Source organism: Ornithinimicrobium pekingense DSM 21552, assembly GCF_000421185.1.
In the GTDB taxonomy this organism is placed as follows: domain Bacteria; phylum Actinomycetota; class Actinomycetes; order Actinomycetales; family Dermatophilaceae; genus Ornithinicoccus; species Ornithinicoccus pekingensis.
This window is the reverse complement of sequence record NZ_ATWJ01000001.1, coordinates 112,923-139,453: the sequence shown is the minus strand read 5'-3', so window position 1 is coordinate 139,453 and position 26,531 is coordinate 112,923. Positions and strand designations below refer to the sequence as shown.

Below are 26,531 nucleotides of genomic sequence, written 5' to 3'. Positions count from 1 at the left end.
GGTCAGTCGGCCGTCCGCACCCTCGTCACCCGGTGGAGCAGGAAGGTCCGGGTGACGTCACCGTCGCCGACCGCGGCCCGCACCCGGCCCGCCTCCACCGCGACCGGCCGCACGAGGTGGGTGGAGACCCCGCCCACCTCGTCGGCATACCCGATCCAGACGGCGTCGCCGGACACCGCGGCCTCGCGCAGCACCGAGCTGATGACCATCGGGTCGGTCTGCGTCCCCGCCTCGTCCAGCCCCGAGGTGCGCGCGCCCTCGCCGCGGCGCATGAGCGCCACCACCTGGCGGGCGACGTCGTCGTCCACGCCGCTGACGTGGACCGGGGCGGGGGAGCGGGCCGTGGTGCGCCGCAGCGACGCCGTGGCCAGCTCGAGCCCGCCGTCACCGCCCTCGACCACCGGCCCGTACTGCTCCTCCCGCAGCAGGTCGAGCACGGTCGGGGCGGGCACCGGGGTGACGAGCACGGTGGGGGCGACCCTGCGCCACTGCAGCATGCCGAGGGCGCGGTCGTGCTCCACGCGGTCGAGCAGGGCGGCGTCGTCCGAGCGCAGGTAGGCCGCGCACGCACCGACCCGCGCCTGGCCGTGACGCCGTGCCACGTCCCGCACGAGGTAGTCCAGCGGCTGGGGGACACCGGTCCGCGACGCGGCCCCGAGCTCGGCGAGCAGCCGGTCGGCGGTCCAGCCCACGTCGAGGGCGCGGCGCACGCTGATCTCGCTGAACCGGTGCACCGTGGCCCCGCCCCGCGACTCCACGTCGCTCACGAGGTGCATGAGCGTGCGGACCGGGCCGTCGAGCCGGCCGGGCGCGATGGCGGTCAGGTCGGCCTGCAGGAGCACGTGGTCGACCGCGGGCGGCACCAGCGGCTCCATGAGCGCGGCGGCCCGTGCGACGGGGTCCTCGGCGTCCTGGGGGCTGTCGTCGCGGGCGACCACGGCGGCGCCGGGCCCCGAGAGCGCGCCGCGGGCGAGCACCCCGGCCCACTCGGCCTCGCGCAGCACGACGGCGAGCCCGACGCCGTGGTCCTCGCCGGAGCGGGCCGCCCGCAGCGGGTGGCGCCAGCGCAGCAGCGCGGCCAGCCCCTCCTCGGTGGGTGCCGCGCCGGCGGGCAGGGTGGCCAGGGCAGCCAGGGCGTCGTGGCGACGCAGCCGCGCCAGGGGGTATGACGTCTGCGTGGACAGGGCGTTGACGCGCCCGCCGTCACCGGGGCCGACCAGGCTCGGCGCCGAGGACATGGTCCACCAGGCCCGCGCGAGGGCGGCCCAGCGCCGGCCGGGGTCGTCGGCCAGCCAGTCGTCGGCGCGGGTGGTCGGCACCCAGGCAGGGTCCTCGGTGCTGCGGCGCTGCCCGTCGTCCAGCGCCAGCAGGCCGGCCGCGTGGGCGGTCTCGAGCAGCCAGGCGGTCTCGTCGGTGCCGATCTCCAGGTGGCTGGCCAGGCGCCCCAGGTCGCGGACCGACACCCCGCCGGTGCGCAGCGCCCGGGGCGGGCGCGCGCCCCACAGGTCGACCACCTCGGTGACGAGCACGACGAGGTCGGCGGCCCGGCCGCCCGCCGCGGCGTCCACCACGTCCGGGTCGAGGGCCGTGTGCTCGACCTCGGGCGCCTCGCTGGCCGAGTGCCGGTGCAGGCGGCCCCCGCGCAGCGCGAGCGCCACCTGGCGCGGCAGCTGCACGTGCGACTCGTCCACGCGGGCCAGCAGCCCGGCCTCCACCAGCGCCCGCCCGGCCTCGGCGACCGGTCCGGGGGCGGACGCGCCGTCGGCGGGCAGGCCGAGCGCGCCGACCGGCGGTCCCCAGGCCAGGGCGTCGAGCAGCTGGCGCTGCCGCGGCTCGAGGTCGGCCAGGAGCCCCCGCAGCTGCGGACCCTCGGGCACGCCGGGCAGGACGGGCCCCAGCCCGGCAGGGTCGCCGACCACGTCGGCGACGGGGCGCGCGGGCCGCATACCCTCCGGGGCGCGCCAGCACAGCGCGACCTCGCGCAGGTGCGCCACGAGCTCCTCGGCCCGGCGTCGCGAGGTGCCGAGCAGGGCGGCGACGTCGGCTCCCTGCGCGGGGGCGGCGACGACGACGGCCTCCAGCGCCTGCAGGTGCGCCAGGTCGAGGCCGTCGAGGGCCCGCTGGATGCTCGTGCGGGTCGTCGCGCGGGCCGCGAGAGCCGTGACGTCCGCCGGGGCCGGGCGAGCCAGGTCGGGGCGGCGCCGCAGCAGGCGTGCCAGCTCCTCGTCGTCGCGCGCCCGCAGGTCGTCGGCGAGCGACCTCGCGGACGTGCCGCGTCCGGCCCCGGCGCGTGCGGGCGTCACGTGAACAGGGCCTCGTAGACCCGCTCGAAGCGCTGGAACCGCTCGGTGTAGTAGGGCCGGCGGTTGTAGTCGGGCACCAGCGCCTTGCCGCGCTCGGGGCGGGCCCGGCGCACGTCGGGAGCCAGGCTCTCCAGCGCCAGCAGCGCGGTGCCGTGCAGGGTCGTCCGCTTGATCCGCACCGGGGTGACCGGGGTGCGCATGGCGTCGGCCATCACCTGGAGCAGCTCGGGGTGGTCGTTGGTCACGCTGCCGCCGGCGAAGAGCCGCTCGGGCTGCGGGGCGACCTCGCGCAGCTGGCTCGCGATGCGGGCGTAGGACAGCGCGATCCCCTCGACGACCCCGCGGTAGACCTCGACCGGGGCGGAGGCGGCCCCGACGCCGGTGATGACCGCGCGCGCCCCGGCGGCCCAGCCGGTGCTGCGCTCGCCGGTGAAGAAGGGCAGCACCAGGGGCGTCGTCTCGTGCGGCTCGGCGACGAGCGCGCTCGAGAGGTCCTCGGGCGCGACCTGGTCCACGGCGAGCGTGACGTCGGCCCACGCCAGCGCGCGCCCGACGTCGTTGAGCGCCCCGCCGACCAGGGCGCGGTCGTGCGAGACCCGGTAGCACCACAGGCCCTCGGGCAGCTCCTCGGGCATCTCCCGCACCAGGACGCGCAGCGCGCCCGACGTGGCGCACGAGGCTCCGATGCTCGTCTCGTCGTAGGCGCCCAGACCCACGTTGGCGGCCAGCCCGTCGGTGATGGGGGCGTACCACCGGGCGTCCTGCAGCACCGGCCAGCGCCTGGCGATCTTGGCGGCGCGGGCGGGCTGGACCTCGACGGGCTGGTCGAGGTGGTGCACCGGCGGCAGCTGGTCCGGGCGGATGCCGGCGATCTCCACCAGCTCGGGGTACCACTCGGCCGTGTGCCGGTCGACCATGCCGGTCCACGCCGCGGTGGAGGTGCCGGTCGCCAGCGTCCCGGTGAGCCGCAGCAGCACGTAGTCGCCCAGGGAGAGGTAGTGCGCCGCCTGCTCGACGACCTCCGGACGGGTGGCGGCGAGCCAGCGCAGCCGGGGCGGCCAGTAGCTGGCGTGCACCCGGGTGCCGGTGCGCTGCTGCAGCGCCTCGTCGTCGAGCTCCTCGCGCAGGGCGAGCACCTGCCGGCTGCAGCGGCTGTCGGCGTAGGTGAAGCAGGGGGTCAGCGGGGTGCCGTCGGCGTCGACGACCACCATCGAGGAGGCGAAGGTGTCCAGCGCCACACCGCCGACCGGGGTGCCCTCCAGGGCGGCGGTCAGCGTGTCCAGCACGGTCTTGACCTCGTCGACCACCTGCTCGGCGTCGATCTCGGAGGTGCCGTCGGAGCCGGTCGTGAACGAGTGCGGGACCTTGGCGCGGCGCCCGACCGGGCGGCCGTGGGCGTCGTAGACGGCGCCGCGGGTGGCGGTGGAGCCCACGTCGACCGCGAGCACCAGCGGTGGGACGGCGTCCTTGAGCTCGATGTCGAAGGCAGAGGCCATAGGCGACCACTCTACGGGCGCGGCGGCGGTGGCCGTGCCCCCGGACGCACCCGCCCCGGGCACGTCGGACATGTCCCGTCCGGGCCGGTCGGCCGGCGTGGCAGGATCGGCCCGTGCACCCCTCGACCGCCCTGGCCGCCGTGCTCGTCGACGAGCTGGTGCGCGGCGGGGTCCGCGAGGCGGTGCTGTGTCCCGGCTCCCGCTCGGCGCCGCTGGCCTACGCGCTGGAGGAGGCCGACCGGGCCGGCCGGCTGCGGCTCCACGTGCGCGTGGACGAGCGCTCGGCCGCCTTCCTGGCCCTGGGTATGGCGCGCGCGTCCGGCCTGCCCGTCCCGGTCGTCACCACCTCCGGCACCGCCGTGGCCAACCTGCACCCGGCCGTCCTCGAGGCGCACCACAGCGGCATACCCCTGGTCGTGCTGTCCGCCGACCGCCCCGCCGAGCTGCGCGGCACCGGTGCCAACCAGACCACGGTGCAGCCGGGCATCTTCGCCGGGGCCGTGCGGTGGGAGGCGGACCTGCCCGCCCCCGGGTCGGTCACGACCGCCGCCAACGCGCACTGGCGCACGACGGTGTGCCGAGCGCTCCTGGCCTCGTGCGGCTGGCCGTCCGCGCCCGCCGGGCCGGTGCACCTCAACGTCTCGCTGCGCGACCCCCTGGCCCCCGACCTGGCGAGCCTGCGGTCCGCTCCTGCCGGGCGTGAGGGTGGCCGGCCGTGGACCGATGTCACCCCGTCGGCGCGACGCGTGCCACCGACCCTCGCCGCGGGGGAGCGGACGGTCGTGCTGCTCGGTGACCTGCCGGAGCCTCAGCTGACCCGGCGCGCCCTCGACTGGGCGCAGGAGGCCGGCTGGCCGGTGCTGGCCGAGCCGTTCGGCGTGCTGCCCGGGGGCGCGCACGTCGTGCCGCACGGCGTGCTGGTGGCCACGCGCGTCGCGGGCGCCGACGATCCTGCGTGGGCGGCGCTGCGGCCCGACCGGGTCGTGGTGGTGGGGCGGCTGACGCTCTTCCGCGAGCTCGCAGCCCTGTCCCGCCTGCCGGGGGTCCGGGTCGAGCAGGTGTCGGCCGTGCCGTCCTGGACCGACCCCGGCCACGTGGTGCACCAGGTGCACCCCGACGACGTGCTGTGGGAGCCGCCCCCGCGCGCACCGGCTGCCGGGTCGTGGGTCGCCTCGTGGGTCGCCGCCGGGCGGTCGCTCACGCCGCTCGTGCGCGAGGCCGTGGGCCTGGACGGGCCCTGCGCCCCGGTCACCGGTCCGGCCGTCGCCGGGGTCGTCGCCACCCACCTCGCGGCGGAGGACCTGCTCGTCCTCGGCTCCAGCAACGCACCGCGCGACCTGGCACTGGTGCTCGACCCGGGCCGGACGCAGCCGTGCCGGGTGGTCGCCAACCGCGGTCTGGCCGGCATCGACGGCATGGTGTCCACGGCTGTCGGTGCAGCCCTGTGCCAGGGGTCGGGGCGCACGGTGGCCCTGCTCGGCGACCTGACCTTCCTGCACGACACCAACGGGCTGCTCGTCGGCCCGGCCGAGCCGCGCCCCGAGCTCACGGTCGTGGTCGTCAACGACGACGGCGGAGGGATCTTCTCGACCCTGGAGTACGGGGAGGCGGCCAGGTCGGCGACCGACGTGGCGGCGGCGGCCACCGAGCGCGTCTTCGGCACGCCCCACGGCACCGACCTGGCCGCCCTGTGCGCCGCGCACCGGGTGCCGCACACCCGTGCCGGGTCGCTGCGGGAGCTGGCGGACGCGCTCGCGGAGCCGGCGCGCGGCATACGCGTGGTGGAGGTGCCGGTCGACCGTGCCGGCCACCGTCCCCTGCGCGACCGGCTGCGCTGACCGCCCGCATCCCCGCCGCGCGCCGCAGGTGCCGTCCGGTGCCGGGGAAGCTCCCCGGGCACCGGACGTCTTCCCGGGCACGGGACCGTCTCACCACGGACCTGGCGCCCGCAGCGCCGCCTCAGAAGCCGATCGCGCCGTAGGGCTCGGTGTCGGCCCGCATCGCGCGGGACAGCTGCCGCACCGCGCCCGGGGTGTGTTCGGTGCCACCGAGCGTGGGGACCTGGGAGGCCAGCGACCGGCCACCGCCGTAGGCGGCGCCGAGGAGCGCGACGGGGACCGTCAGGTCGGGCACCTCGTCGGTGGACGCGCAGGTGGCCCGGCCGTCGGTGTCGACGGCCAGCCGCCAACGACCGGCGTTCCACGGGCACAGGGCGTCCTCGACCTCCAGCACCACGTCGCACGCGGCGGCGTAGCCCCGCTCGGTCAGGGCGCGCGGCACGTCGACCAGACGCAGCCAGAGGGAGTCGTAGGCGCGCAGGTCCACCGAGCGCGGCCCGCCCGCCCACCACATGACCGGGTCGTCGACCGAGCGGCTCCACAGGGTGACCTTGCTCGTGAGGTCGAAGCTCACCAGCCGCCGCACGAGCGCCAGCAGCGTCGGGTCGTCGGCGGCGGCCAGCTCCACGACCTGGACCGTGCCCTGCGGCGTGGCGTCGTCCCACTTGCTCTCCCGGCGCAGCGCGGCATACCCCGTGAGCCGTCCGTCCCGGCGCGCGAGCAGCAGGCGGCGCTTCTCCTTCTCCCCGCGGGCCTTGGGGTAGTCCCGCCACCAGGTCAGGGCCATGGCGTCGGGCCGCGTCACCGCGCCGAGGGTCGTCGCCGCGCTGGCCAGGTGCGCCTCGTGCAGCGCGGCCATGCCCTGCTCGGTCGGCAGCGTGACCATGTGCAGCTGCACCCCGTCGGCCGCCTCCGCCACCGCCGGGGGCGCTGTGAGCTCGGCCCCGCGGCCGAGCGTGAGCTTGACGTCCAGGCTCGAGCAGCCGTAGCCGAAGCGCCCGTAGATCGCGGCCTCCGAGGCGTGCAGCCCCGCGACGGCGCACTCGGCGCGGTCGTGGACGCGGTGCAGGTGGTCCTTCATCAGGCGGGTCAGCAGGCCCTTGCGCCGGTGGTCCGGGTGGATCCCGACCCACGTCAGGCCGTCGATCGGCACCCGGGTCAGCGTGTCGCGCGGCCCCGGCACGGTGACCGCCATGTCGTAGGCGCTGTAGATGCCGACCAGCGGCGGGCGGTCGGTGGGGGCCTCGCCGGGGAGCGGCTCACCGGTGCGCTCCAGCGCACGGGCGTGGCGCAGGTCGAGGTGGTCGCGCAGGTCCTCCGGCGTCTGGCCGGGCACCACCTCGAACCAGACGGTGTCGTCCAGGTCCTTGATGCGCGGGTAGTCCTCAGGCGTCAGGTCGATGAGTCTCGGGTCGTCGGTCACGGGCACAGTCTCGTGCCCGCCCGTGGGCGCGTGCCACCCATTTCGGCGCCACGGCATACCCTTGCCGACTGACCTGACCCGTGCGCCCCCAGGAGGACCCGTGCCGCAGCCGCCGGCCGTGCACACCACCGACCCGCGCCCCGGGTCCGTCGTGGCGGTCCTGGTCGTCTTCGCCGCCGCCGGGCTGGCGATGGGCCAGGCCCTGGCGCGGGTCCCGGCGCTGCGGGACGCGATCGGCGCCGACAAGGCCGAGCTCGGCCTCGCGCTCATGGGGATGGGGCTGGGCTCGCTGCTGGCGATGCCGTTCACCGGACGGCTGGTGGACCGGTTCGGCAGCCGGAGGGTCGTGTCGGCCTGCGTCGTGCTGGCCTGCACCGGGTATGCCGCGCTGTCGGTCGTGCCCTCCGTGCCGGCGCTCATGCTCACGCTGACGGCCACCGGCACCGCCGTGGGCGTCTGGGACGTGGGGATGAACATCCAGGCCACGCACGTCGAGCGGCGGCGCGGCCGGTCGTGGATGCCCTACTTCCACGCCGCCTTCTCCGCGGGCGCCGTCCTGGGCGCCGGGACCGGCGCGCTCGCGGCGTGGCAGGGGGTGGGGCTGGTCCAGCTGCCCGTCGTGGCGGCGGCCACCGCCCTCGTGGCGCTCGTCGCCGCCGTCCGCTTCGTGCCGGAGCACCACGAGGACGCCGGGGAGCAGCCTGCGCCGACCGGCGAGGCCGCTGCCGCGGGCGCTGCGCCGACCGGCGAGGCCGATGCCGGCGCTGGCGAGGGCGCTCCCACCGCCTCCGCCCGGCGACGGCTCACCGGCGCCGAGCTGCTGATCGGGCTGGTGTGCCTCTCGGCCGCCCTGGGGGAGGGGGCGGCCAACGACTGGCTGGCGCTGCTGCTGGTCGACGTCCACGGGGCGCCGGAGGCCTACGGCGCGCTGGTGCTGACGGGGTTCAACGTCACGATGACCGTCGGGCGCCTGGTGGGCGGGCCGTTCATCGACCGCTTCGGCCGGGCCGCGCTCGTCCGCGGCGGTGGGCTGCTGGCGGCCGTCGGGATCGTCACGGTCGCCATGGCGCCGAGCCTGGCGGCCGCCATGGTCGGCGGGCTGCTCTGGGGGCTGGGCGTCTCGGCCGTCTTCCCGGCCGCGATGTCGGCGGCCGGGGAGGTCCCCGGGCGCGGCAACCGTGCCATCACCGTCGTCTCGACGATCGCCTACGGGGCGTTCCTCTTCGGCGGGCCGAGCATCGGGGTGCTCGCCGAGGCCGTCGGCCTGGACCGGGCGCTGCTGCTGGTGGTGGCCTTCCTGCTGGTGATGTCTGCGCTGGCACCGGTGATGCGGGAGCGCAGGTCCGCGCGTCAGCCCGCGGTGGCGATCCAGTAGCGACGCTTCGCCGGGCGTCCCGGGCCGACCGGCACCACGTCCTCGAGCACGCCGCCGTTGGCCTCGATGGTCCGTGCCGACGCCACGTTGTCGTCGTCGCAGGTCACCAGCACCCGGTCGACCCCCAGGGCCGCCAGCCGCACGACGGACTGGCGGAGCATCTCCGTGGCGTGCCCGCGCCGTCGGTGGGCGCGCCCCACGGCATACCCGACGTGCCCGCCCTCGGCCAGCAGGAAGGCGTTGAGCCGGTGGCGGACCGAGACCCGGCCGACGACGACACCGTCGACCTCGGCCACGAGGAAGTCGGCCGGCACCCGACCCTCCGGCAGCCCCACGCCGGAGGCCTCCCGCTCCACCTGCGCGAGCACCTCCGGCCACGAGCCGTCGGCCAGGACCACCTCGAAGCCCTCGGGGGCGAGCTCCTCGTGCAGCGCCCGCAGGGCGGGCTCGTCCTCGGTCGTCGGGGGTCGCAGCACGAGAGGCATGGACGACATCCTGACCCAGCCGCGGCCGCCGCGTCAGGCGGTTATCGGGTCGCCAGCCCCAGCGCGTGCCGCATCGCGGTCAGCTTGACCTCGGTCTCGGCCAGCTCGGCGTGCGGGTCGGAGGCGGCGACGATGCCCCCACCGGCGAAGATCCGCATCGAGCGCCGGTCGGCGGCGAGCTCGCCGCAGCGCAGGGCGATGCCCCAGTCGCCGTCGCCGTCGCCGTCCACCCAGCCCACCGGCCCGGCGTAGCGCCCCCGGTCCATCCCCTCGAGCTCGGCGATGACGCCGTCGGCGACGTGCGTCGGCGTGCCGCAGACCGCGGCGGAGGGGTGCAGCGCCGCGGCCAGCCGCAGCGACGTGGCGCCGCTGCGCATCTGCCCGGTGAGGTCGGTGGCCAGGTGGTAGACGTCCGGCAGCTCCAGGACGTAGGGCGCCGCCGGCACCTGCAGGTCGGAGCAGTGAGGATCGAGGGCGTCGGCGACGGACCGCACGGCGTAGGCGTGCTCCTCCAGGTCCTTGACGCTGCTGACCAGGCGCAGCCGGGGGTCCACCGGGTGCGCCGTGCTGCCGTCGCCCTGCGGCGCGTCGGGTATGGAGTGCGCGCCCCGGCGGATGGTGCCGGCCAGGACCCGGGAGCGCACCCGGCCGCCCTGCAGGCGGACGAGCATCTCGGGCGTCGCGCCGAGCAGGCCGTCGACCGCGAAGGTCCAGGTGGCCGCATACCTGCGCTGGAGCCGCTCGAGCACCGGCGCGACGCGGACGATGCCGCCGTCGCGGTGGCGCACGGTGACGTCGCGGGCCAGCACGACCTTGTCGACCGCTCCCGAGCCGATCCGGTCGATGGCGCGGGCGACGACCTGCGGCCAGCGGTCGGCGGGGACGGTGCCCTCGCTCTCGACGACCGGGTCCAGCTCCTGCAGACGAGGGTTGCTGCGCGCCAGCATCCGGGCCGGGTGGGCGGCCGGCCACGGCTCCTCGTCGAGGACCACGTGCGTGACCCACGCCTGCCCGTCCCGCCGGCCGATGACGACCCGGGGGACCGTGAGCACGCTGGTGTCGCAGGAGTCGGCGGCGTAGGCGAAGGAGCCGAACGCGACCAGCCCGCTGCCGGCGACCCTCACCTCGTCCTCGACCTCGGCCAGCGCGCGCAGCCGGTCCCACCAGTCCTCGGCGTCGGCGAAGCGCCGCGACCCGGTCGTGCGCACCACGGCGGCGCGGCCCCAGCCGACCATGCCGTCACCCTCGCGCAGCCAGGTCACCACCTCGCGGGGGTCGACCTCGTCGGGGACGCGGGTCAGCAGGTCACCGGTGACGTCCACGGGGACGCTGCGGACGCGCAGGCGGGACGGGGGCGGAAGCGACGGCACAGCGGACCACTGTAGGCCGGTCTGGAAGGATGGTGAGCATGAGCCCGTCGCGCGCCAGCCTGGAGAAGAAGCCGCGCGAGGTCGCCGAGATGTTCGACGACGTCGCGCGGCGCTACGACCTGACCAACGCCGTGCTCACCGGCGGCATCGACCACCTGTGGCGCCGGGCGGTCGCGCGGGCGGTCGACGCGCGGCCGGGGGAGCGGGTGCTGGACATCGCGGCCGGCACCGGGACCTCCAGCGAGCCCTACGCCGACCGGGGGGTGCAGGTCGTCCCGGCGGACTTCTCGCTGGGCATGCTGCGCGAGGGCTACCGCCGGCGGCCCGACCTGCCCTTCACGGCGGCCGACGCGATGTCGCTGCCCTTCGCCGACGGCTCCTTCGACGTGGTGACGATCAGCTTCGGGCTGCGCAACGTCGCGGACGTCGACGCGGCGCTGCGGGACTTCCGCCGGGTCGTGCGGCCCGGCGGACGGCTGGTCGTGTGCGAGTTCTCCCAGCCGGTCGTGCCGGTGCTGTCCACCGTCTACGACAAGGTCGTGCTCAACGCGCTGCCCGCGGTGGCCCGCCGGGTCAGCTCCAACCCCGAGTCCTACGTCTACCTGACCGAGACCATCCGCGCCTGGCCCGCGCAGCGCCGGCTGGCCGAGCGCATCCGCTCGGCCGGCTGGGAGCAGGTCCGCTGGCGCAACCTCACCGGCGGCATCGCCGCCGTCCACCACGCGACCGCACCGCAGCGGCCGGCGACACTGAGCTAGCGGACCGGGCGCGCCGCGCAGGCACGGCCGGGCACGAGCCAGGCAGGGACAGGAGGCGACATGGAGGTCGAGCTCGCGGAGGTCCGGGACTTCCTGGCGGCCCACCCGCCCTTCGACAGCCTGCCCGGCGAGGTGCTCGACGACCTGCCCTCCCGCTGCACGCTGCGCTACGCCCGCCGCGGCAGCCTCGTGCTGCGCGCCGGCCTGACCAACGACCGGCTGTTCGTCGTCCGCTCGGGGGCCGTGGACATCACCGACGGCCACCGCCTCGTCGACCGGGTCGGCTCCGGAGGATCCTTCGGGATGTCCGCCCTCATCGAGCACGCCCCGACCCGGTATGACGTGACCGCCCGCGAGGACACGCTGCTCATCACGATCCCGCAGGAGGACGTCGACCAGCTGATCTCCTCCCACCCGACCGTCGCCGTGCACTTCGCGGCGACGCACCACGACCGGATCCGCACGGCCCTGGGCCAGCTGCAGCAGCCCGAGCGGGGGTCGGCGGTGTTCCGCACCTCGGTGCGCGACCTGCTGCGCGTGCCGCCGGTGATGGCGCCCCCCGACGTCACCATCACCCAGGCCGCGCGGGCGATGGCCGACGCGGGGGTGTCCTCGCTGCTGGTCATGGAGGACGACCGGCTCGTCGGCATCCTGACCGACCGTGACCTGCGTCGCCGGGTGCTCGCGGCCGAGGTGCCCCCCGACCGGCCGGTGCGCGAGGTGATGACCGGGCGGCCGGTCACGGTGCGCGCCGGCGCGCTGGCCCTGGAGGTCATGCTGGAGATGACCGGCCGCAACATCCACCACCTGCCGGTGGTCGACGAGGACGGCAGCGTGGTCGGCCTGGTCACGACCACCGACCTGGTCCGGCTCGAGCGGTCCAACCCGGTCTACCTGGTCACCGACCTCGCCCGGCAGACCGACGTCGACGGGGTGGTCCGCCTCGCCTACCGCATCCCGCGCATCGTCGACCAGCTCGTCAGCGAGGACGCCAGCGCCCAGGACATCGGCCGGGTGACCGCGGCCCTCACCGACGCCATCACCGTGCGCCTGATGCAGCTGGCCGAGGCCGAGCTCGGTCCGCCGCCGGGCTCCTACTGCTGGGTCGCGCTGGGGTCGGCGGCCCGGGAGGAGCAGGCCCTGGGCGGCGACCAGGACAACGCGATCGTGCTCGCCGACGACGCCGACCCGGCCGACCCGTGGTGGGGGCGGTTCGCCGAGCGCGTGGTCTCCGGGCTGGAGGCCTGCGGCCGCGAGCGCTGCCCCGGTGACGTCATGGCCACCAACCCGACGTGGCGCAAGACCGTGCGCGACTGGCGGGTGCAGTTCGCCCGGTGGTCGCACGAGCCGGAGCCGGACGCGGTGCTGTGGGCCGCGATCTTCTACGACATGCGGGCGGTGCACGGCGACACCGCGCTCGTGGACGGCCTGCGCGAGGAGGTGGTCGCCCTCGGCTCGCGCTCGGAGCTCCTGCTGGCCTACCTCACGGGGCAGGCCGCGCGGCACCGGCCACCGATCGGCTTCTTCCGCGGCTTCGTGCTCGAGGACGCCGGCGAGCACCGCGACACCCTCGACATCAAGCGCGGGATCTCGGCCGTCGTCCAGATCGCCCGCGTGCACGCCCTGCGCGCCGGGTCGCTCGCGCTGTCCACCAGCGAGCGCCTGGCCGCGGCCCGTGCCCGCGGGGTGCTCTCGCCCGAGGCCACCACCGACCTGACCGACGCCTTCGAGCTGCTGTCCTACCTGCGGCTGCGGCACCAGGCCGCCCAGGCCCGCGACGGCCTGCCGCCGGACAACCACATCGACCCGGCACGTCTGGGCAGCCTCGACCGTCGCCACCTGCGCGACGCCTTCCAGATCGTGCGCACGGCCCAGCACTGGCTCAGCACCCGACTGCCCCCGGTGCCCTGACGTGGCCCTGCGAGACCTGCTGCGGCGGCCCGTCCCGCCCGGCCCGCTGGCGGACGTCGCGGACGCGCCGACCTTCCCCCGGGACACCCCGCTGGCCGAGGTCGAGCTGCTCGCCCTGGACCTGGAGACCTCGGGCCTGGACCCGCGCAGCCACGAGCTGCTCTCCTTCGGACTCGTCCCGGTCCGGGGTATGGAGATCCCGCTCGCCGGGGCGCGCCACCTGCGGGTGCGCCCGCGCGGTGACGTGGGCGACTCCGCCGTCGTCCACGGCCTCACCGACGACGTCCTGGCGCAGGCGCCCCCGCTGCCGGAGGTGCTGCCGGAGGTGCTCCATACCCTCGTGGCACCCGGTCCGCGGCGCCGCGTGCTGCTGGCCCACTTCGCCCAGGTCGAGACCACCTTCCTCCGGGCCGCCTGCCGCAGCGTCTACGGTGCCGGGGTCCGCCTGCAGGTCGTCGACACCCTCGAGGTCGAGCGCCGCCTGCTGCGCTCCGAGCCGCACGAGCTCACCCGGGGTTTCTTCCGGCTGGACGCCTGCCGACGCCGGCACCACCTGCCGCGCTACCGGGCGCACTCCGCCCTGACCGACGCGGTGGCCTGCGCCGAGCTCTTCCTGGCCCAGTGCGCCCGGCTCGAGGAGCGCCGCGGCCGGCCGCTCCTCCTCGACGACGTGCTCCGGCCGTGACACGGTGGGTGCGCGTGGTACGGCTCCCCTTCGCGGGTGCCGTGGGTGCCGGGCGCACCGTCGTGCGGTCCTGTCGTGTCACACCGGTCGCCCGGACGACGCCCGTGACACGACGGCAGGGCACGACCGTCCGGATGGATGCGGATTGGGCACCATCGTGTGACCTAATCCGACGAAGGAGGGCCTGCCCTGGGGCGGCCGGAGGGGCGACCTAGACTGACCGAGTTCGTGAAAGTTGGCACAAGCGAGGCGCAGACAACGTGAGTGGACAGGTCGAGACGGCCGAGGTGATCGTGGTCGGGGCGGGCCCCGGCGGCTCCGCGACCGCCGCCTACCTCGCCCAGCACGGGGTCGACGTCCTGCTGCTGGAGAAGAGCTCCTTCCCCCGCGACAAGGTCTGCGGGGACGGCCTGACGCCCCGCGCGGTGCGCGAGCTCATCCACCTGGGCGTGTCCACCCGGCAGGAGGACGGCTGGCACCGCACCAAGGGCCTGCGGATCCTCGGCGGCGGCGTGCGCATGGAGCTCGACTGGCCCGGCAGCGCGACCTTCCCGCCCTACGGCCTGGTCCGCACGCGGATGGACCTCGACGAGATCCTGGCCCGGCACGCCGAGTCGCGCGGGGCCCGCCTCCACGAGCGGATGAACGTGCACGAGCCGATCCTCGACCACCGCGGCCACATCTGCGGCGTCACGGCCAAGGTCATGGGGGAGAACAACCGCCCCACCGGCGAGACCCGGGAGTTCCGCGCCCCCGTCGTGGTGGCCGCTGACGGCAACTCCAGCCGCCTGTCCCTGTCGATGGAGCGGCCCAAGCGCGACGACCGCCCGATGGGCGTGGCCGTGCGCACCTACTACCAGACCCCCCGCCACGACGACGACTACCTCGAGTCGTGGCTGGAGCTGTGGACCAAGGGCGACGACGGGGAGGACGTGCTGATGCCGGGCTACGGCTGGCTCTTCCCGCTCGGCGACGGCACGGCCAACGTCGGTCTGGGCATCCTGGACACGGCCGAGGCGTTCGGGACCTTCGACTACCGCGACGTGATGAAGCGCTGGGTCGCCGCGATGCCGCAGGAGTGGGGGATCAGCGAGGAGACCCAGCTCGCCCCCATCCGGGGCGCGGCGCTGCCGATGTGCTTCAACCGCCAGCCGCTCTACGACCGGGGGCTGCTGCTCGCCGGTGACGCCGGCGGCATGGTCAACCCGTTCAACGGCGAGGGCATCGCCGAGGCGATGGAGTCGGGCCGCCACTCCGCCGAGATCATCGCCACCGCGCTGCGGCGCTCGACGCCCGGCGAGCGGGAGGCGGTGCTGCAGTCCTACCCGGCCGTGATGAAGGACGCGCTCGGCGGCTACTACACGCTGGGCCGCCACTTCGCCACGCTCATCGGCAAGCCCGAGATCATGCGCCTGGCCGTGCGCTACGGGCTGCCCCGCAAGTCGCTCATGCGCCTGCTGCTCAAGATCATGGCCAACCTCCCGCAGGAGCGCGGCGGCGGCCTCGACGACCGCGTCATCAACGCGCTGAGCCGGATGACCCCTGCCGCATGATGGCCGTCCCGACCACTAGGCTGGGTCCTCGTCCGACCCCTGACCCCGAGTGCACGACGCCGAGCACCTCCCGAAAGGAGTCCTGGCTCTGATGGACTACCACCCGTATCTGCCGGTTCTCTTCTTCCTGTTCTTCGGCGTCCTCTTCGCGTTCGGGTCCGTCTTCGGCGGCGGGCTGCTGGGCAGGGCCCAGTACAACCGGGCCAAGGCCGAGGCCTACGAGTGCGGGATCCAGCCCACGCCCCAGGCCGAGGGTGGCCGGGTGCCGATCAAGTTCTACCTGACGGCGATGCTCTTCATCGTCTTCGACGTCGAGGTGCTCTTCCTCTACCCGTTCGCGGTCGCCTTCGACCAGGTCGGGCTCTTCTCGCTGCTGGCCATGGTGCTCTTCCTGGTCGTCGTCTCGGTGCCGTTCGTCTACGAGTGGAGCCGGGGCGGCCTGGAGTGGGACTGACCAGCGGGTATGACGTAGTGCCGGTCCTGTCGGGAGACTCCCGGGCCGGCGGAAGGATGGTTGAGACAGATGGGTCTTGAGGACAAGATTCCTGGCGGGATCATGCTCACCACGGTCGAGGGCCTGGTCGGGCAGCTGCGCCAGCAGTCGGTCTGGCCGGTCACGTTCGGGCTGGCGTGCTGCGCCATCGAGATGATGGCCGTCGGCACGCCCGACTACGACATCGCCCGCTTCGGGATGGAGCGCTTCGCCGCGACCCCGCGCCAGGCGGACCTGATGATCGTCGCCGGCCGCGTGTCGCAGAAGATGGCGCCGGTCGTGCGCCAGGTCTACGACCAGATGCCCAACACCAAGTGGGTCATCTCCATGGGCGTGTGCGCCAGCTCCGGCGGCATGTTCAACAACTACGCGATCGTCCAGGGCGTGGACCACATCGTCCCGGTCGACATCTACCTGCCCGGCTGTCCGCCGCGCCCCGAGATGCTGCTCAACGCGGTCCTGGAGCTGCAGCGCCAGATCCGCGAGTTCAAGTTCTCGGTCAACCGCGAGGAGGCCGCGCGCGCCGCCGAGGCCGCGGCGATGAACGCCGTGCCCACGCACCAGATGAAGGGGCTGCTCGCGTGACGTCCACCGGACCTGCCACCCCCGACAAGACGCCCCCGGCGCAGACCACGACGCGCGACGAGGGCACCCAGCCGCCGGAGACCGCGGACCAGAAGGTCGACACCACCCACGCCCAGGAGACCGGCGCGGGCTCGGTGCCGGCGGAGTACGGCCGCCCCGGCGAGCCGGTGGCCGTCGCCCACAAGAGCGGCATGTTCGGCTCGTCCCTGGGCAACGACACCTCCGGCTTCGGCGGGCTCCAGGTGCCCGTGCTCTACCCCGGTGCTGCCGAGCGGCCCTACGGCAGCTACTTCGACGAGGTCGTCGACGCCCTCGAGGACGCGGCCCCCGCGGCGTTCGAGGCGGGCGTGGCCCAGGTCGTCGTCGACCGCGGCGAGCTGACCCTCGTCGTGCGCCGCGAGCAGCTGCGCGAGCTGCTGCGCCCGCTGCGCGACGACGCCCGGCTGCGCTTCGAGCTGACCTCGGGGGTCTCCGGTGTGCACTGGCCGGAGCAGACCGGTGCCGAGCTGCACGCCGTCTACCACTTCGTCTCGGTCACCCACGGTTCGCGCCGGGTCCGTTTCGAGGTCACCTGCCCCGACGAGGACCCCCGCATCCCGTCCATCGTCGACATCTACCCGGGTATCGACTGGCACGAGCGCGAGACCTACGACATGTTCGGGATCGTCTTCGAGGGTCACCCCGGCCTGACGCGCATCCTCATGCCGGACGACTGGCCCGGCCACCCCCAGCGCAAGGACTACCCGCTCGGCGGCATCCCGGTGGAGTACAAGGGCGCCACCATCCCCGCCCCCGACCAGCGGAGGAGCTACACGTGAGCACCGACGGCACCATGACCGACCCCTACGGGCAGACCACCACCGACGACCGCGCCGACGAGGCGCCGGTCTACACCGTCGGCGGCGGGGGAGACTGGGACGAGCTGGCGGCCGAGGTCTCGGCCCTCGGCGCCGAGCGCATCGTGGTCAACATGGGCCCCCAGCACCCCTCCACGCACGGCGTGCTGCGCCTGGTGCTCGAGCTGGACGGCGAGACCGTGCGCGAGGCCCGCGCCGGCATCGGCTTCCTGCATACCGGCATCGAGAAGAACATGGAGTACCGCACCTGGACGCAGGGCACCACGTTCTGCACCCGGATGGACTACCTGACGCCGATCTTCAACGAGGCCGCCTACTGCCTCGGGGTCGAGAAGCTGCTCGGCATCACCGACCAGATCCCCCAGCGCGCCAACGACATCCGCGTGCTGATGATGGAGCTGAACCGCATCGGCTCCCACCTCATCTGCCTGGCCACCGGCGGCATGGAGCTCGGCGCGACGACGATCATGACGATCGGCTTCCGCGAGCGCGAGCGCATCCTGCGCTTCTTCGAGGCCGTCACCGGCCTGCGGATGAACCACGCCTACGTGCGCCCCGGCGGTGTCGCCCAGGACGTGCTGCCCGAGCACCTCGACCTGCTCGAGGCCGAGCTGCCCGCCCTGCGCAAGGGCATCCACGAGATGGAGCTGCTCCTGCTGGAGAACCCCGTCTTCAAGGGCCGGACCGTCGACGTCGGCTACCTGTCGCTGTCGGGCTGCATGGCGCTGGGGGTCACCGGCCCGATCCTGCGCTCGACCGGGCTCCCGCACGACCTGCGCAAGTCCGACCCCTACTGCGGCTACGAGACCTACGACTTCGACGTCGTCACCCGCCGGGACGCCGACGCCTACAGCCGGGTCGTCATCCGCTTCGACGAGATGTGGCAGTCGCTGCGGATCGCCGAGCAGGCCGTCGAGCGCCTCCGGGCCAGCCACGGCGAGCCGGTCATGGTCGCCGACCGCAAGATCGCCTGGCCCGCCCAGCTGTCCGTCGGGGCCGACGGCCAGGGCAACAGCCTGGACCACATCCGCGAGATCATGGGCGAGTCCATGGAGGGGCTCATCCACCACTTCAAGCTGGTGACCGAAGGCTTCCGGGTGCCGCCCGGCCAGGCCTACGCCGCCATCGAGTCGCCCAAGGGCGAGCTCGGCGTGCACGTGGTCTCCGACGGGGGCACCCGTCCCTGGCGCGCGCACTTCCGCGACCCCAGCTTCCACAACCTGCAGGCGGCCTCGGCGCTGGCGGAGGGCGGCCTCGTCGCCGACGTCATCGTCGCCGTGGCCTCGATCGACCCCGTGATGGGAGGCGTTGACCGGTGACGGTGGCACACAACACCCAGGGAGACGGCGTGGACCGCCACGAGACGATGTTCGCGGAGTCCCCGCTGCACCCCCAGGCCCCGCTGCAGGCCTCGGAGGAGCCCTACGCCGCGGACGTGCTGGAGCAGCTGGAGGCCGACGCGGCCGCCATCGTGGCGCGCTACCCGCAGAAGCGCTCGGCGCTGCTGCCGATGCTGCACCTGGTCCAGTCCGTCGACGGCTACATCACCGGCCGGGGCGTGCACTTCTGCGCCGAGCAGCTGGAGCTGACGACCGCCGAGGTCAGCGGCGTGGCGACCTTCTACACCCAGTACAAGCGCCACCCCAACGGCGACTACAGCGTGGGGGTGTGCACCAACACGCTGTGCGCCATCATGGGCGGCGACCAGATCTTCGACGAGCTCAGCGACCACCTCGGGGTCGGGCACGACGAGACGACCGAGGACGGCAAGATCACCCTCGAGCGCCTCGAGTGCAACGCCGCCTGCGACTTCGCCCCCGTGATGATGGTCAACTGGGAGTTCTTCGACAACCAGACCCCGGAGTCCAGCAAGCAGGTGGTCGACCGGCTGCGCGCCGGCGAGCAGGTCGCGCCCACGCGCGGCGCCTCGCGGGTGTGCACCTTCAAGCACGTCTCGCGCGTGCTCGCCGGGTTCCCCGACGGTCTCGCGGACGAGGGCGTCGGCGCGGGCGAGGCGTCGCTGCGCGGCACGCTGCTGGCCCGCGAGCAGGGTTGGACCGCACCCGCCGACGGGCGGACCCCGCCGGCGACCGACACCGAGGCCACCCCCCAGGCCCAGGGCGGCGGTGTCGAGCGCGGCGGCTACGGCTCCGTCAACGCCCCCGGCAACGAGCCCGACGACCTGCCCGAGACGAAGGAGGACGGACAGTGAGCACCCAGCTGACCCCGATCCTGACGAAGTTCTGGGACCACCCGCAGTCCTGGACCCTCGCCACCTACGAGGACAACGAGGGCTACCAGGCGCTGCGCCAGGCGCTGGACACCCCGGCCGCGGACCTCGTCCAGGCGGCCAAGGACTCCGGCCTGCGCGGTCGTGGTGGCGCGGGCTTCCCCACGGGTATGAAGTGGGGCTTCCTGCCCCCGCCGGACGGCGGCCCCCGCTACCTCGTCGTCAACGCCGACGAGTCCGAGCCGGGCACCTGCAAGGACATCCCGCTGCTCATGGCCGCGCCCCACTTCCTCGTCGAGGGCATGGTCATCACCAGCTACGCGATCGGCTGCAACCACGCCTTCATCTACCTGCGCGGGGAGGTCGTGCACGTCTACCGCCGCCTGATGCGGGCGGTGGAGGAGGCCTACGCGGCCGGCTACCTGGGCAAGAACATCATGGGCTCCGGCTTCGACCTGGACATCACCGTGCACGCCGGTGCCGGCGCCTACATCTGCGGCGAGGAGACCGCCCTGCTCGACTCGCTCGAGGGGCGCCGGGGCCAGCCGCGGCTCAAGCCGCCGTTCCCGGCGGTCGCCGGCCTCTACGCGCGGCCCACGGTGGTCAACAACGTCGAGTCGATCGCCTCCATCCCGCCCATCGTGCTGCACGGGGCCGAGTGGTTCTCCGACATGGGCACCGAGAAGTCCACCGGCTTCGGCATCTTCAGCCTGTCCGGGCACGTCAACCGCCCCGGCCAGTACGAGGCGCCGCTGGGCATCACGCTGCGCGAGCTGATCGACATGGCCGGCGGGATGCGGAACGGCAACAGGCTGAAGTTCTGGACCCCGGGCGGCTCCTCCACCCCGCTGTTCACCGACGCCCACCTCGACGTGCCGCTCGACTTCGAGTCGGTGGCCAAGGAGGGTTCGATGCTCGGCACCCGCGCCCTGCAGATCTTCGACGAGACCACCTCGGTGGTCCACGCCGTGTCGCGCTGGACCGACTTCTACGCCCACGAGTCCTGCGGCAAGTGCACCCCCTGCCGCGAGGGCACCTACTGGCTCAAGCAGATCATGAAGCGCCTCGAGGACGGCAAGGGCCTGCCCGGGGACATCGAGAAGCTCGACGACATCTGCGACAACATCCTCGGCCGGGCCTTCTGCGCGCTCGGGGACGGTGCGACCAGCCCGATCACCTCCGCGATCCAGTACTTCCGCGAGGAGTTCGAGGCCGGCATGCACACCCCGTGGTTCGAGCTGTTCCCGCCCGAGCGCTCGACGCTGTTCGCGAAGGAGACGCTGCCCGCATGACCGTCAACACCTCTCCCGCCGCCGGCGGCAACGCCGTCACCGAGGGCGGCGACGCGCAGATCCCGGACGAGCCGGACGTCACGAAGATCACGCTGACCATCGACGACGTCGAGGTCACCGTGCCGGAGGGCACCCTGGTCATCCGCGCGGCCGAGACCGTGGGGATCCAGATCCCGCGGTTCTGCGACCACCCGCTGCTGGACCCGGTCGGCGCCTGCCGTCAGTGCCTGGTCGACGTCGCCATGCCGGACCGCGAGGGCAACGTCAAGCCGATGCCCAAGCCGCAGGCCTCCTGCACCATGGTCGCGACGCAGGGCATGGTGGTGAACACCCAGCACACCAGCCCCGTCGCCGACAAGGCCCAGCACGGCGTCATGGAGCTGCTGCTCATCAACCACCCGCTGGACTGCCCCGTCTGCGACAAGGGCGGCGAGTGCCCCCTGCAGAACCAGGCCCTGTCCAACGGCCGCCCCACCTCCCGGTTCGACGACGTCAAGCGCACCTTCGCCAAGCCGGTCAACATCTCCAGCCAGGTGCTGCTCGACCGCGAGCGCTGCATCCTGTGCGCCCGCTGCACCCGGTTCTCCGACCAGATCGCCGGCGACCCGTTCATCGCGCTCATCGAGCGCGGCGCGCTGCAGCAGGTCGGCATCTACGAGGAGAAGCCCTTCGAGAGCTACTTCTCCGGCAACACCGTGCAGATCTGCCCGGTGGGCGCGCTGACCGGTGCCGCCTACCGCTTCCGCTCCCGCCCCTTCGACCTGGTCTCCACGCCCAGCGTGTGCGAGCACTGCGCCTCGGGCTGCTCGATGCGCACCGACCACCGCCGCGGCTCCGTGCTGCGCCGGATGGCCCTGGAGGACCCGCAGGTCAACGAGGAGTGGAACTGCGACAAGGGTCGCTGGGCCTTCACCTACCCCACGCTGCCGGACCGCCTCCGTGACCCCGTGGTCCGCGAGGCCGACGGCGGCTACGCCGTCGTGCCGTGGCGCCGCGCCTACCAGGAGGCGGCCCGTGGGCTCGAGGCCGCCAAGGCGGCCGGGGGAGTCGGCGTGCTCGTCGGCGGCCGCGTCACGGTCGAGGACGCCTACGCCTACTCCAAGCTGGCGCGCGTCGCCCTCGGCACCAACGACGTCGACCACCGTGCCCGCCCGCACAGCGCGGAGGAGGCGGAGTTCCTGGCCGCCCACGTCGTCGGCATGCGCGAGGTCAGCTACGAGAGCCTCGAGCGGGCCACCTCCGTCCTCCTCGTCGGCCTGGAGCCGGAGGAGGAGAGCCCGATCGTCTTCCTGCGGCTGCGCAAGGCCATGCGCCGCAACAAGACGCAGGTGTATGCCGTCGCGCCGTTCGCCACCCGTGGTCTGACCAAGATGGGCGGGACGCTGCTGGCCTCCGCCCCGGGCACCGAGGCAGAGGTGCTGCAGGCCCTCGGCGAGCGGGTGGCCAGCGGCGCCGCGCCGTCCACCGACGGCCCGGCCGTGCCCGTCCAGGGCAGTGACGCCGGGGCCAACGAGTACCACACGGCCGCCGACACGCTCGGCGCGACCTCCGTGATCCTCGTCGGCGAGCGCCTGGCCACCGTGCCGGGCGCGCTGTCGGCCGCCGCCGCCCTGGCCGAGGCCAGCGGTGCCGCCCTGGCGTGGGTGCCGCGCCGCGCCGGCGAGCGGGGCGCCGTCGAGGTCGGTGCGCTGCCCAACCTGCTGCCCGGCGGCCGCCCCGTCGCCGACGAGGCCGCCCGTTCCGAGCTGGCCCACCGCTGGGCCGGCGACGCCGGCCTGCCGGCCGCGCCCGGACGGGACACCACCGCCATGCTCGAGGCAGCCGCGCGCGGCGAGCTGGCCGCCCTGGTCGTCGGTGGCGTCCAGATCGACGACCTGCCCGACCCGGTGCTGGCGCGCGAGGCCCTCGCCCGGGCCTTCGTGGTCTCCCTGGAGCTGCGCGAGACGGACGTGCACGAGTATGCCGACGTGATCCTGCCGGTCGCCCCGCAGCAGGAGAAGGCCGGTGCCTACGCCGACTGGGAGGGGCGCCTGCGCCCGTTCGAGCAGGCGCTGGCCTCCGACGCCGACCCGGACCACGTGGTCCTGGACCGCCTCGCGGACGCCATGGGCGTGCGCCTGGGCACCGCGACCGTCGCCGCGGTCCGGCGGGAGATCACCGACCTGGGGTCGTCCGCGACCCGGGCGGCCTCCCCGCAGGTCACCCCGGCCGGTCCCGCGTCCCCCGGCCCCGGCCAGGCGGTGCTGGCGACCTGGCACCACCTGCTGGACGCGGGCTCGATGCAGGACGGCGAGCCGTTCCTGGCCGGGACCGCCGCGCGCCCGGTGGCCCGGGTCTCGGCCGCCACCGCCGCCTCGCTCGGGGTCGCGGACGGCGACCTCGTCGGCGTCTCGACCGACCGTGGTCGTATCGTCCTGCCGGCGGAGGTCACGGCCATGCACGACGGTGTCGTCTGGGTCCCGACCAACTCCGTGGGGTCGGCGGTCCGCGCCACCCTCGGCGTCGACGCCGGAGCTGTCGTCACGATCACCCGAGGTGAGGCATGAGCTACGCCCTGACCGCATACCCCGAGCTGGTGGCGGCCGCCCCCGCGCTGGTCACCAACGACCTGCCGGTCGCCGACTTCAGCGACACCCCGATCTGGCTGTCGTTCGTCAAGGCGGCCCTGCTGTTCGTCTACCTGATGATCTCGATGGTGCTCGTCATCTGGTTCGAGCGCCGGGTCATCGGCCGGATGCAGCAGCGACCCGGGCCCAACCGGCTGGGTCCGCTCGGGCTGCTGCAGACCCTCGCGGACGGCATCAAGCTGTTCCTCAAGGAGGACATCACCCCCAAGAACGCCGACAAGGTGATGTATGTCGCCGCACCGCTCATCGTGGCGTGCCTGGCGTTCGTCTCCTTCGCGATCATCCCGCTCGGCGGTGACGTGCGGATGTTCGGCCACACCACGCCGCTGCAGCTGACCGACACCCCGGTCGCGGTGCTCCTGGTGCTGGCCGTGGCGGGTGTCGGGGCCTACGGCTTCGTGCTGGCGGGCTGGTCCTCGGGCTCGACGTACCCGCTGCTGGGTGGCCTGCGCTCGACCGCCCAGGTGATCTCCTACGAGATCGCCATGGGCCTGTCGCTGGTCGCGGTCTTCCTCTACGCCGGCTCCATGTCCACCAGCCAGATCGTCGCGGCCCAGTCGCAGACCTGGTTCCTGGGAATCCCCTCGTGGTACGTCGTGCCGCTGTTCTTCAGCTTCGTCGTCTACGTCATCACGATGGTGGGGGAGACCAACCGCCTGCCGTTCGACCTCGCCGAGGGCGAGGGCGAGCTCGGTGGTGGCTTCCACACCGAGTACTCCTCGATGAAGTTCGCGATGTTCTTCCTCGGCGAGTACATCAACATGTTCACCGTGGCGGCGCTGGCGACCACGCTGTTCCTGGGCGGGTTCCACGCACCCTGGCCGCTGAACCTCATCGGCGACGGCATGCTCAGCGAGGGCTGGTGGGGCCTGCTGTGGTTCACCCTCAAGATGTGGTTCTTCCTGTGGGTGTTCGTCTGGCTGCGGGGCTCGCTGCCGCGCGTGCGCTACGACCAGTTCATGAACCTGGGCTGGAAGCTGCTCATCCCGCTGTCCCTCGTCTGGGTCGTCGCGGTGATGATGATCCGCGCGGCCCAGGAGGGCTACTTCGGCGACGGCCGCTGGACCACCGTGGCCACGCTGGTGATCATCGGCGTCTTCGTCCTGCTCGGCATCTTCCTGTGGGACCGCCGGGCCCAGATGCGCCAGGCCGAACGCGAGGAGCAGATGGCGGTGCCGCCGGAGGTGGACCCCTTCGCCGACGGCTACCCGGTGCCGCCGCTGCCCGGGCAGAAGCTGGTCGAGCCGCGCCGCGGGGTGGGGCCGGCCGAGCCGGTCGCCGCCCGCTCGCAGGCCGACCAGACCGACACCGACACGGAGGAGCGCCGTGGCTGACCAGACCGACCCGACCACCCCGAGCCGCCGCGAGCCGGCACCGGCTCCGGCCCGTCCGGACAGCGACCGCGCCGGCGGCAGGAAGGAGCCCGGGCTGCTCGAGCAGCTCTTCGCTCCCGTCGCCGGCTTCGGGGTCACCTTCGCCACCCAGTTCCGCAAGGTGGCGACCACGGAGTACCCCGAGAAGAAGCGCCCGACCGCCGCCCGTTTCCACGGCCGCCACCAGCTCAACCGTCACCCCGACGGCCTGGAGAAGTGCGTCGGCTGCGAGCTGTGCGCCTGGGCCTGCCCCGCCGACGCCATCTACGTCGAGGGCGCCGACAACATCGAGGGTGCCCGCTTCTCGCCAGGCGAGCGCTACGGCCGCGTGTACCAGATCAACTACCTGCGCTGCATCTTCTGCGGCCTGTGCATCGAGGCGTGCCCGACGCGGGCCCTGACGATGACCAACGAGTACGAGCTGACGGACAACCGCCGGGCCCCGCTGATCTACGAGAAGCACCAGCTGCTCGCGCCGCTGGGCCAGGACATGGTCGCGCCGCCGTTCCCGATGGCCGAGGGCATGGAGGAGCGCGACTACTACCGCGGCCAGGTCACCGGCCCGACGCAGGAGCAGAAGGACTACGTCGCCGACCGCGACGCCCGCACCGACGGGCGTGAGGGTCGCACCACCGAGGAGGTCCCCCGATGACCCCGACCCCAGGGGCCGAGCTGCTCGGCGGCGGGGAGTCCGTCGTCTTCTGGGTCCTGGCCGTCCTCACCGTGCTGGGCGCGATGGGCCTGCTCTTCGCCCGCAAGGCGGTGCACGCCGCGATGGCCATGGCGATGACCATGGTCGGCCTCGGCGTCGTCTACATCGTCCAGGACGCCGAGTTCGTCGGCATCATCCAGATCTTCGTCTACTCCGGCGCCGTGATGATGCTCTTCCTCTTCGTCGTCATGCTCGTCGGCATCGGCGCCTCCGACGCCAGGGTCGAGACGCTCAGGGGCCAGCGCTTCTGGGCGTTCCTTCTGGGCGCCGGCTTCGCGGCCGCCGCCGTCTTCGGCCTCACCCGCGTGGAGTGGCCGGCCGCCGTCGGCCTGGCCCAGGCGCAGGCCGAGGGCCCGGTGACCGCGCTCGCCCGCGAGATCTTCGAGCGTCAGGTGCTGCCGTTCGAGGTGCTCGGCGCCCTGCTCGTCATCGCCGTGATGGGCGCGATGGCTCTCGCGCACCGCGAGCGGCTGCTGCCGCGCCGCACCCAGCGTGAGGCCTCGCAGGAGAAGATGCGCTCCGGGCAGTGGCTGGCCGGCAAGCCCAACCCGGGCGTCTACGCCCGGCACAACGCCGCCGACACGCCCGCCCTCGCCCCCGACGGCACGCCGGTGGAGGAGTCCGTCCCGCGGGTGCTCGTGGCCCGCGGCCAGGTGGCCTCCCCGGACATCTACCGCCTGCAGGACCCGCGTGAGCAGGTGGCGACCCAGGAGCCGGAGCAGGTGGACACCCCGCCGACCACGACCACCGACCTCACGCAGACCCAGGAGGTCGATCGCTGATGGGGCTCGAGGCCTACATCTACCTGTCGGTGGTGCTGTTCACCATCGGCACCATCACGGTGCTGGTGCGCCGCAACACGATCATCGTGTTCATGGGCATCGAGCTCATGCTCAACGCCTGCAACCTGGCCCTGGTCACCTTCGCGCGCATGCACGGCACCGTCGACGGGCAGGTCTACGCCCTGTTCGTCATGGTCGTGGCCGCCGCCGAGGTCGTGGTCGGGCTGGCGATCATCATGTCCATCTTCCGTGCGCGCCGGTCGGCCTCCGTCGACGACGCCAACCTGCTGAAGCTGTAAGGAGCGAGCTGAAGTGTCTGTGTTCGAACTGACGCGCCTCGTCAGCGTCGCCCCTGCCGCGGCCGTCGAGCCCGCCGCCTACAC

22 protein-coding genes are annotated in these 26,531 nt (G+C 73.9%); 17 read left to right on the top strand and 5 right to left on the bottom strand.

Annotated features, from left to right (window positions below; genetic code table 11):
- Positions 1-2 precede the first annotated feature (2 nt).
- Positions 3-2,303: a helicase-associated domain-containing protein gene (locus K330_RS0100715; RefSeq protein WP_022919942.1), complete on the bottom strand. Its 2,301-nt coding sequence runs from the start codon at positions 2,301-2,303 to the stop codon at positions 3-5.
- On the bottom strand, positions 2,300-3,799 hold the full coding sequence (locus K330_RS0100710; protein WP_022919941.1) for a gluconokinase: 1,500 nt from the start codon (positions 3,797-3,799) through the stop codon (positions 2,300-2,302). Before K330_RS0100710 ends, K330_RS0100715 begins: the two co-directional genes overlap by 4 nt.
- A gap of 113 nt (positions 3,800-3,912) precedes the next feature.
- On the opposite strand from K330_RS0100710, the gene menD reads away from it, so the two are divergent.
- On the top strand, positions 3,913-5,637 hold the full coding sequence (gene menD, locus K330_RS0100705; RefSeq protein WP_022919940.1) for a 2-succinyl-5-enolpyruvyl-6-hydroxy-3-cyclohexene-1-carboxylic-acid synthase: 1,725 nt from the start codon (positions 3,913-3,915) through the stop codon (positions 5,635-5,637).
- A 121-nt stretch (positions 5,638-5,758) separates the two neighbouring features.
- Here menD and K330_RS18175 read toward each other — a convergent pair whose 3' ends face one another.
- Positions 5,759-7,060 carry a GNAT family N-acetyltransferase gene (locus K330_RS18175; protein WP_022919939.1) on the bottom strand — a complete coding sequence of 434 codons (1,302 nt, stop codon included), beginning with the start codon at positions 7,058-7,060 and terminating at the stop codon, positions 5,759-5,761.
- A gap of 100 nt (positions 7,061-7,160) precedes the next feature.
- Here K330_RS18175 and K330_RS18170 point away from each other — a divergent pair, with 100 nt between their 5' ends.
- Positions 7,161-8,435 carry an MFS transporter gene (locus K330_RS18170; RefSeq protein ID WP_022919938.1) on the top strand — a complete coding sequence of 425 codons (1,275 nt, stop codon included), beginning with the start codon at positions 7,161-7,163 and terminating at the stop codon, positions 8,433-8,435.
- On the opposite strand, the gene K330_RS0100690 is transcribed toward K330_RS18170, so the two are convergent.
- On the bottom strand, positions 8,411-8,920 hold the full coding sequence (locus K330_RS0100690; protein WP_022919937.1) for a GNAT family N-acetyltransferase: 510 nt from the start codon (positions 8,918-8,920) through the stop codon (positions 8,411-8,413). The two genes, K330_RS18170 and K330_RS0100690, sit on opposite strands and share 25 nt — an antisense overlap.
- A gap of 41 nt (positions 8,921-8,961) precedes the next feature.
- Positions 8,962-10,290: an isochorismate synthase gene (locus K330_RS0100685; RefSeq protein ID WP_022919936.1), complete on the bottom strand. Its 1,329-nt coding sequence runs from the start codon at positions 10,288-10,290 to the stop codon at positions 8,962-8,964.
- A gap of 38 nt (positions 10,291-10,328) precedes the next feature.
- On the opposite strand from K330_RS0100685, the gene K330_RS0100680 reads away from it, so the two are divergent.
- From K330_RS0100680 to nuoK, 15 genes are all read left to right on the top strand, one after another.
- Positions 10,329-11,048 (top strand): demethylmenaquinone methyltransferase, encoded by a 720-nt coding sequence (locus K330_RS0100680; protein ID WP_022919935.1) that lies wholly within the window; start codon positions 10,329-10,331, stop codon positions 11,046-11,048.
- 60 nt (positions 11,049-11,108) lie between these two features.
- Entirely contained in the window at positions 11,109-12,959 is a 1,851-nt protein-coding gene (locus tag K330_RS0100675) for a DUF294 nucleotidyltransferase-like domain-containing protein (protein ID WP_022919934.1), read from the top strand.
- A 1-nt stretch (position 12,960) separates the two neighbouring features.
- On the top strand, positions 12,961-13,644 hold the full coding sequence (locus tag K330_RS0100670) for an exonuclease domain-containing protein (RefSeq protein WP_022919933.1): 684 nt from the start codon (positions 12,961-12,963) through the stop codon (positions 13,642-13,644).
- A 260-nt stretch (positions 13,645-13,904) separates the two neighbouring features.
- Positions 13,905-15,197, top strand: coding sequence for a geranylgeranyl reductase family protein (locus K330_RS0100665; RefSeq protein WP_022919932.1), 1,293 nt, complete (start codon positions 13,905-13,907; stop codon positions 15,195-15,197).
- Between the two features lie 91 nt (positions 15,198-15,288).
- Positions 15,289-15,651: an NADH-quinone oxidoreductase subunit A gene (locus K330_RS0100660; RefSeq protein WP_022919931.1), complete on the top strand. Its 363-nt coding sequence runs from the start codon at positions 15,289-15,291 to the stop codon at positions 15,649-15,651.
- Between the two features lie 69 nt (positions 15,652-15,720).
- Entirely contained in the window at positions 15,721-16,275 is a 555-nt protein-coding gene (locus tag K330_RS0100655; RefSeq protein ID WP_022919930.1) for a NuoB/complex I 20 kDa subunit family protein, read from the top strand.
- On the top strand, positions 16,272-17,093 hold the full coding sequence (locus K330_RS0100650; protein ID WP_022919929.1) for an NADH-quinone oxidoreductase subunit C: 822 nt from the start codon (positions 16,272-16,274) through the stop codon (positions 17,091-17,093). Before K330_RS0100655 ends, K330_RS0100650 begins: the two co-directional genes overlap by 4 nt.
- Before the next feature lie 14 nt (positions 17,094-17,107).
- Positions 17,108-18,451: an NADH-quinone oxidoreductase subunit D gene (locus tag K330_RS0100645; RefSeq protein WP_029202165.1), complete on the top strand. Its 1,344-nt coding sequence runs from the start codon at positions 17,108-17,110 to the stop codon at positions 18,449-18,451.
- Positions 18,452-18,498: 47 nt separating this feature from the next.
- Positions 18,499-19,344, top strand: coding sequence for an NADH-quinone oxidoreductase subunit NuoE (gene nuoE / locus K330_RS0100640; protein ID WP_051145409.1), 846 nt, complete (start codon positions 18,499-18,501; stop codon positions 19,342-19,344).
- Positions 19,341-20,654, top strand: a complete 1,314-nt coding sequence (gene nuoF, locus K330_RS0100635) for an NADH-quinone oxidoreductase subunit NuoF (RefSeq protein WP_022919926.1) — start codon at positions 19,341-19,343, stop codon at positions 20,652-20,654. The genes nuoE and nuoF overlap by 4 nt, the downstream gene beginning before the upstream one ends.
- A complete protein-coding gene (locus K330_RS0100630; RefSeq protein WP_022919925.1) occupies positions 20,651-23,200 on the top strand; it encodes an NADH-quinone oxidoreductase subunit G in 2,550 nt (849 codons plus the stop codon). The genes nuoF and K330_RS0100630 overlap by 4 nt, the downstream gene beginning before the upstream one ends.
- Complete coding sequence (nuoH, locus tag K330_RS0100625) at positions 23,197-24,615, top strand: NADH-quinone oxidoreductase subunit NuoH (protein ID WP_022919924.1); 1,419 nt, start codon at positions 23,197-23,199, stop codon at positions 24,613-24,615. The genes K330_RS0100630 and nuoH overlap by 4 nt, the downstream gene beginning before the upstream one ends.
- Positions 24,608-25,306, top strand: coding sequence for an NADH-quinone oxidoreductase subunit NuoI (gene nuoI / locus K330_RS18165; protein ID WP_022919923.1), 699 nt, complete (start codon positions 24,608-24,610; stop codon positions 25,304-25,306). The genes nuoH and nuoI overlap by 8 nt, the downstream gene beginning before the upstream one ends.
- Complete coding sequence (locus K330_RS18160; protein WP_022919922.1) at positions 25,303-26,148, top strand: NADH-quinone oxidoreductase subunit J; 846 nt, start codon at positions 25,303-25,305, stop codon at positions 26,146-26,148. Before nuoI ends, K330_RS18160 begins: the two co-directional genes overlap by 4 nt.
- Positions 26,148-26,447 (top strand): NADH-quinone oxidoreductase subunit NuoK, encoded by a 300-nt coding sequence (nuoK, locus tag K330_RS0100610; protein ID WP_022919921.1) that lies wholly within the window; start codon positions 26,148-26,150, stop codon positions 26,445-26,447. The genes K330_RS18160 and nuoK overlap by 1 nt, the downstream gene beginning before the upstream one ends.
- Positions 26,448-26,531 lie beyond the last annotated feature (84 nt).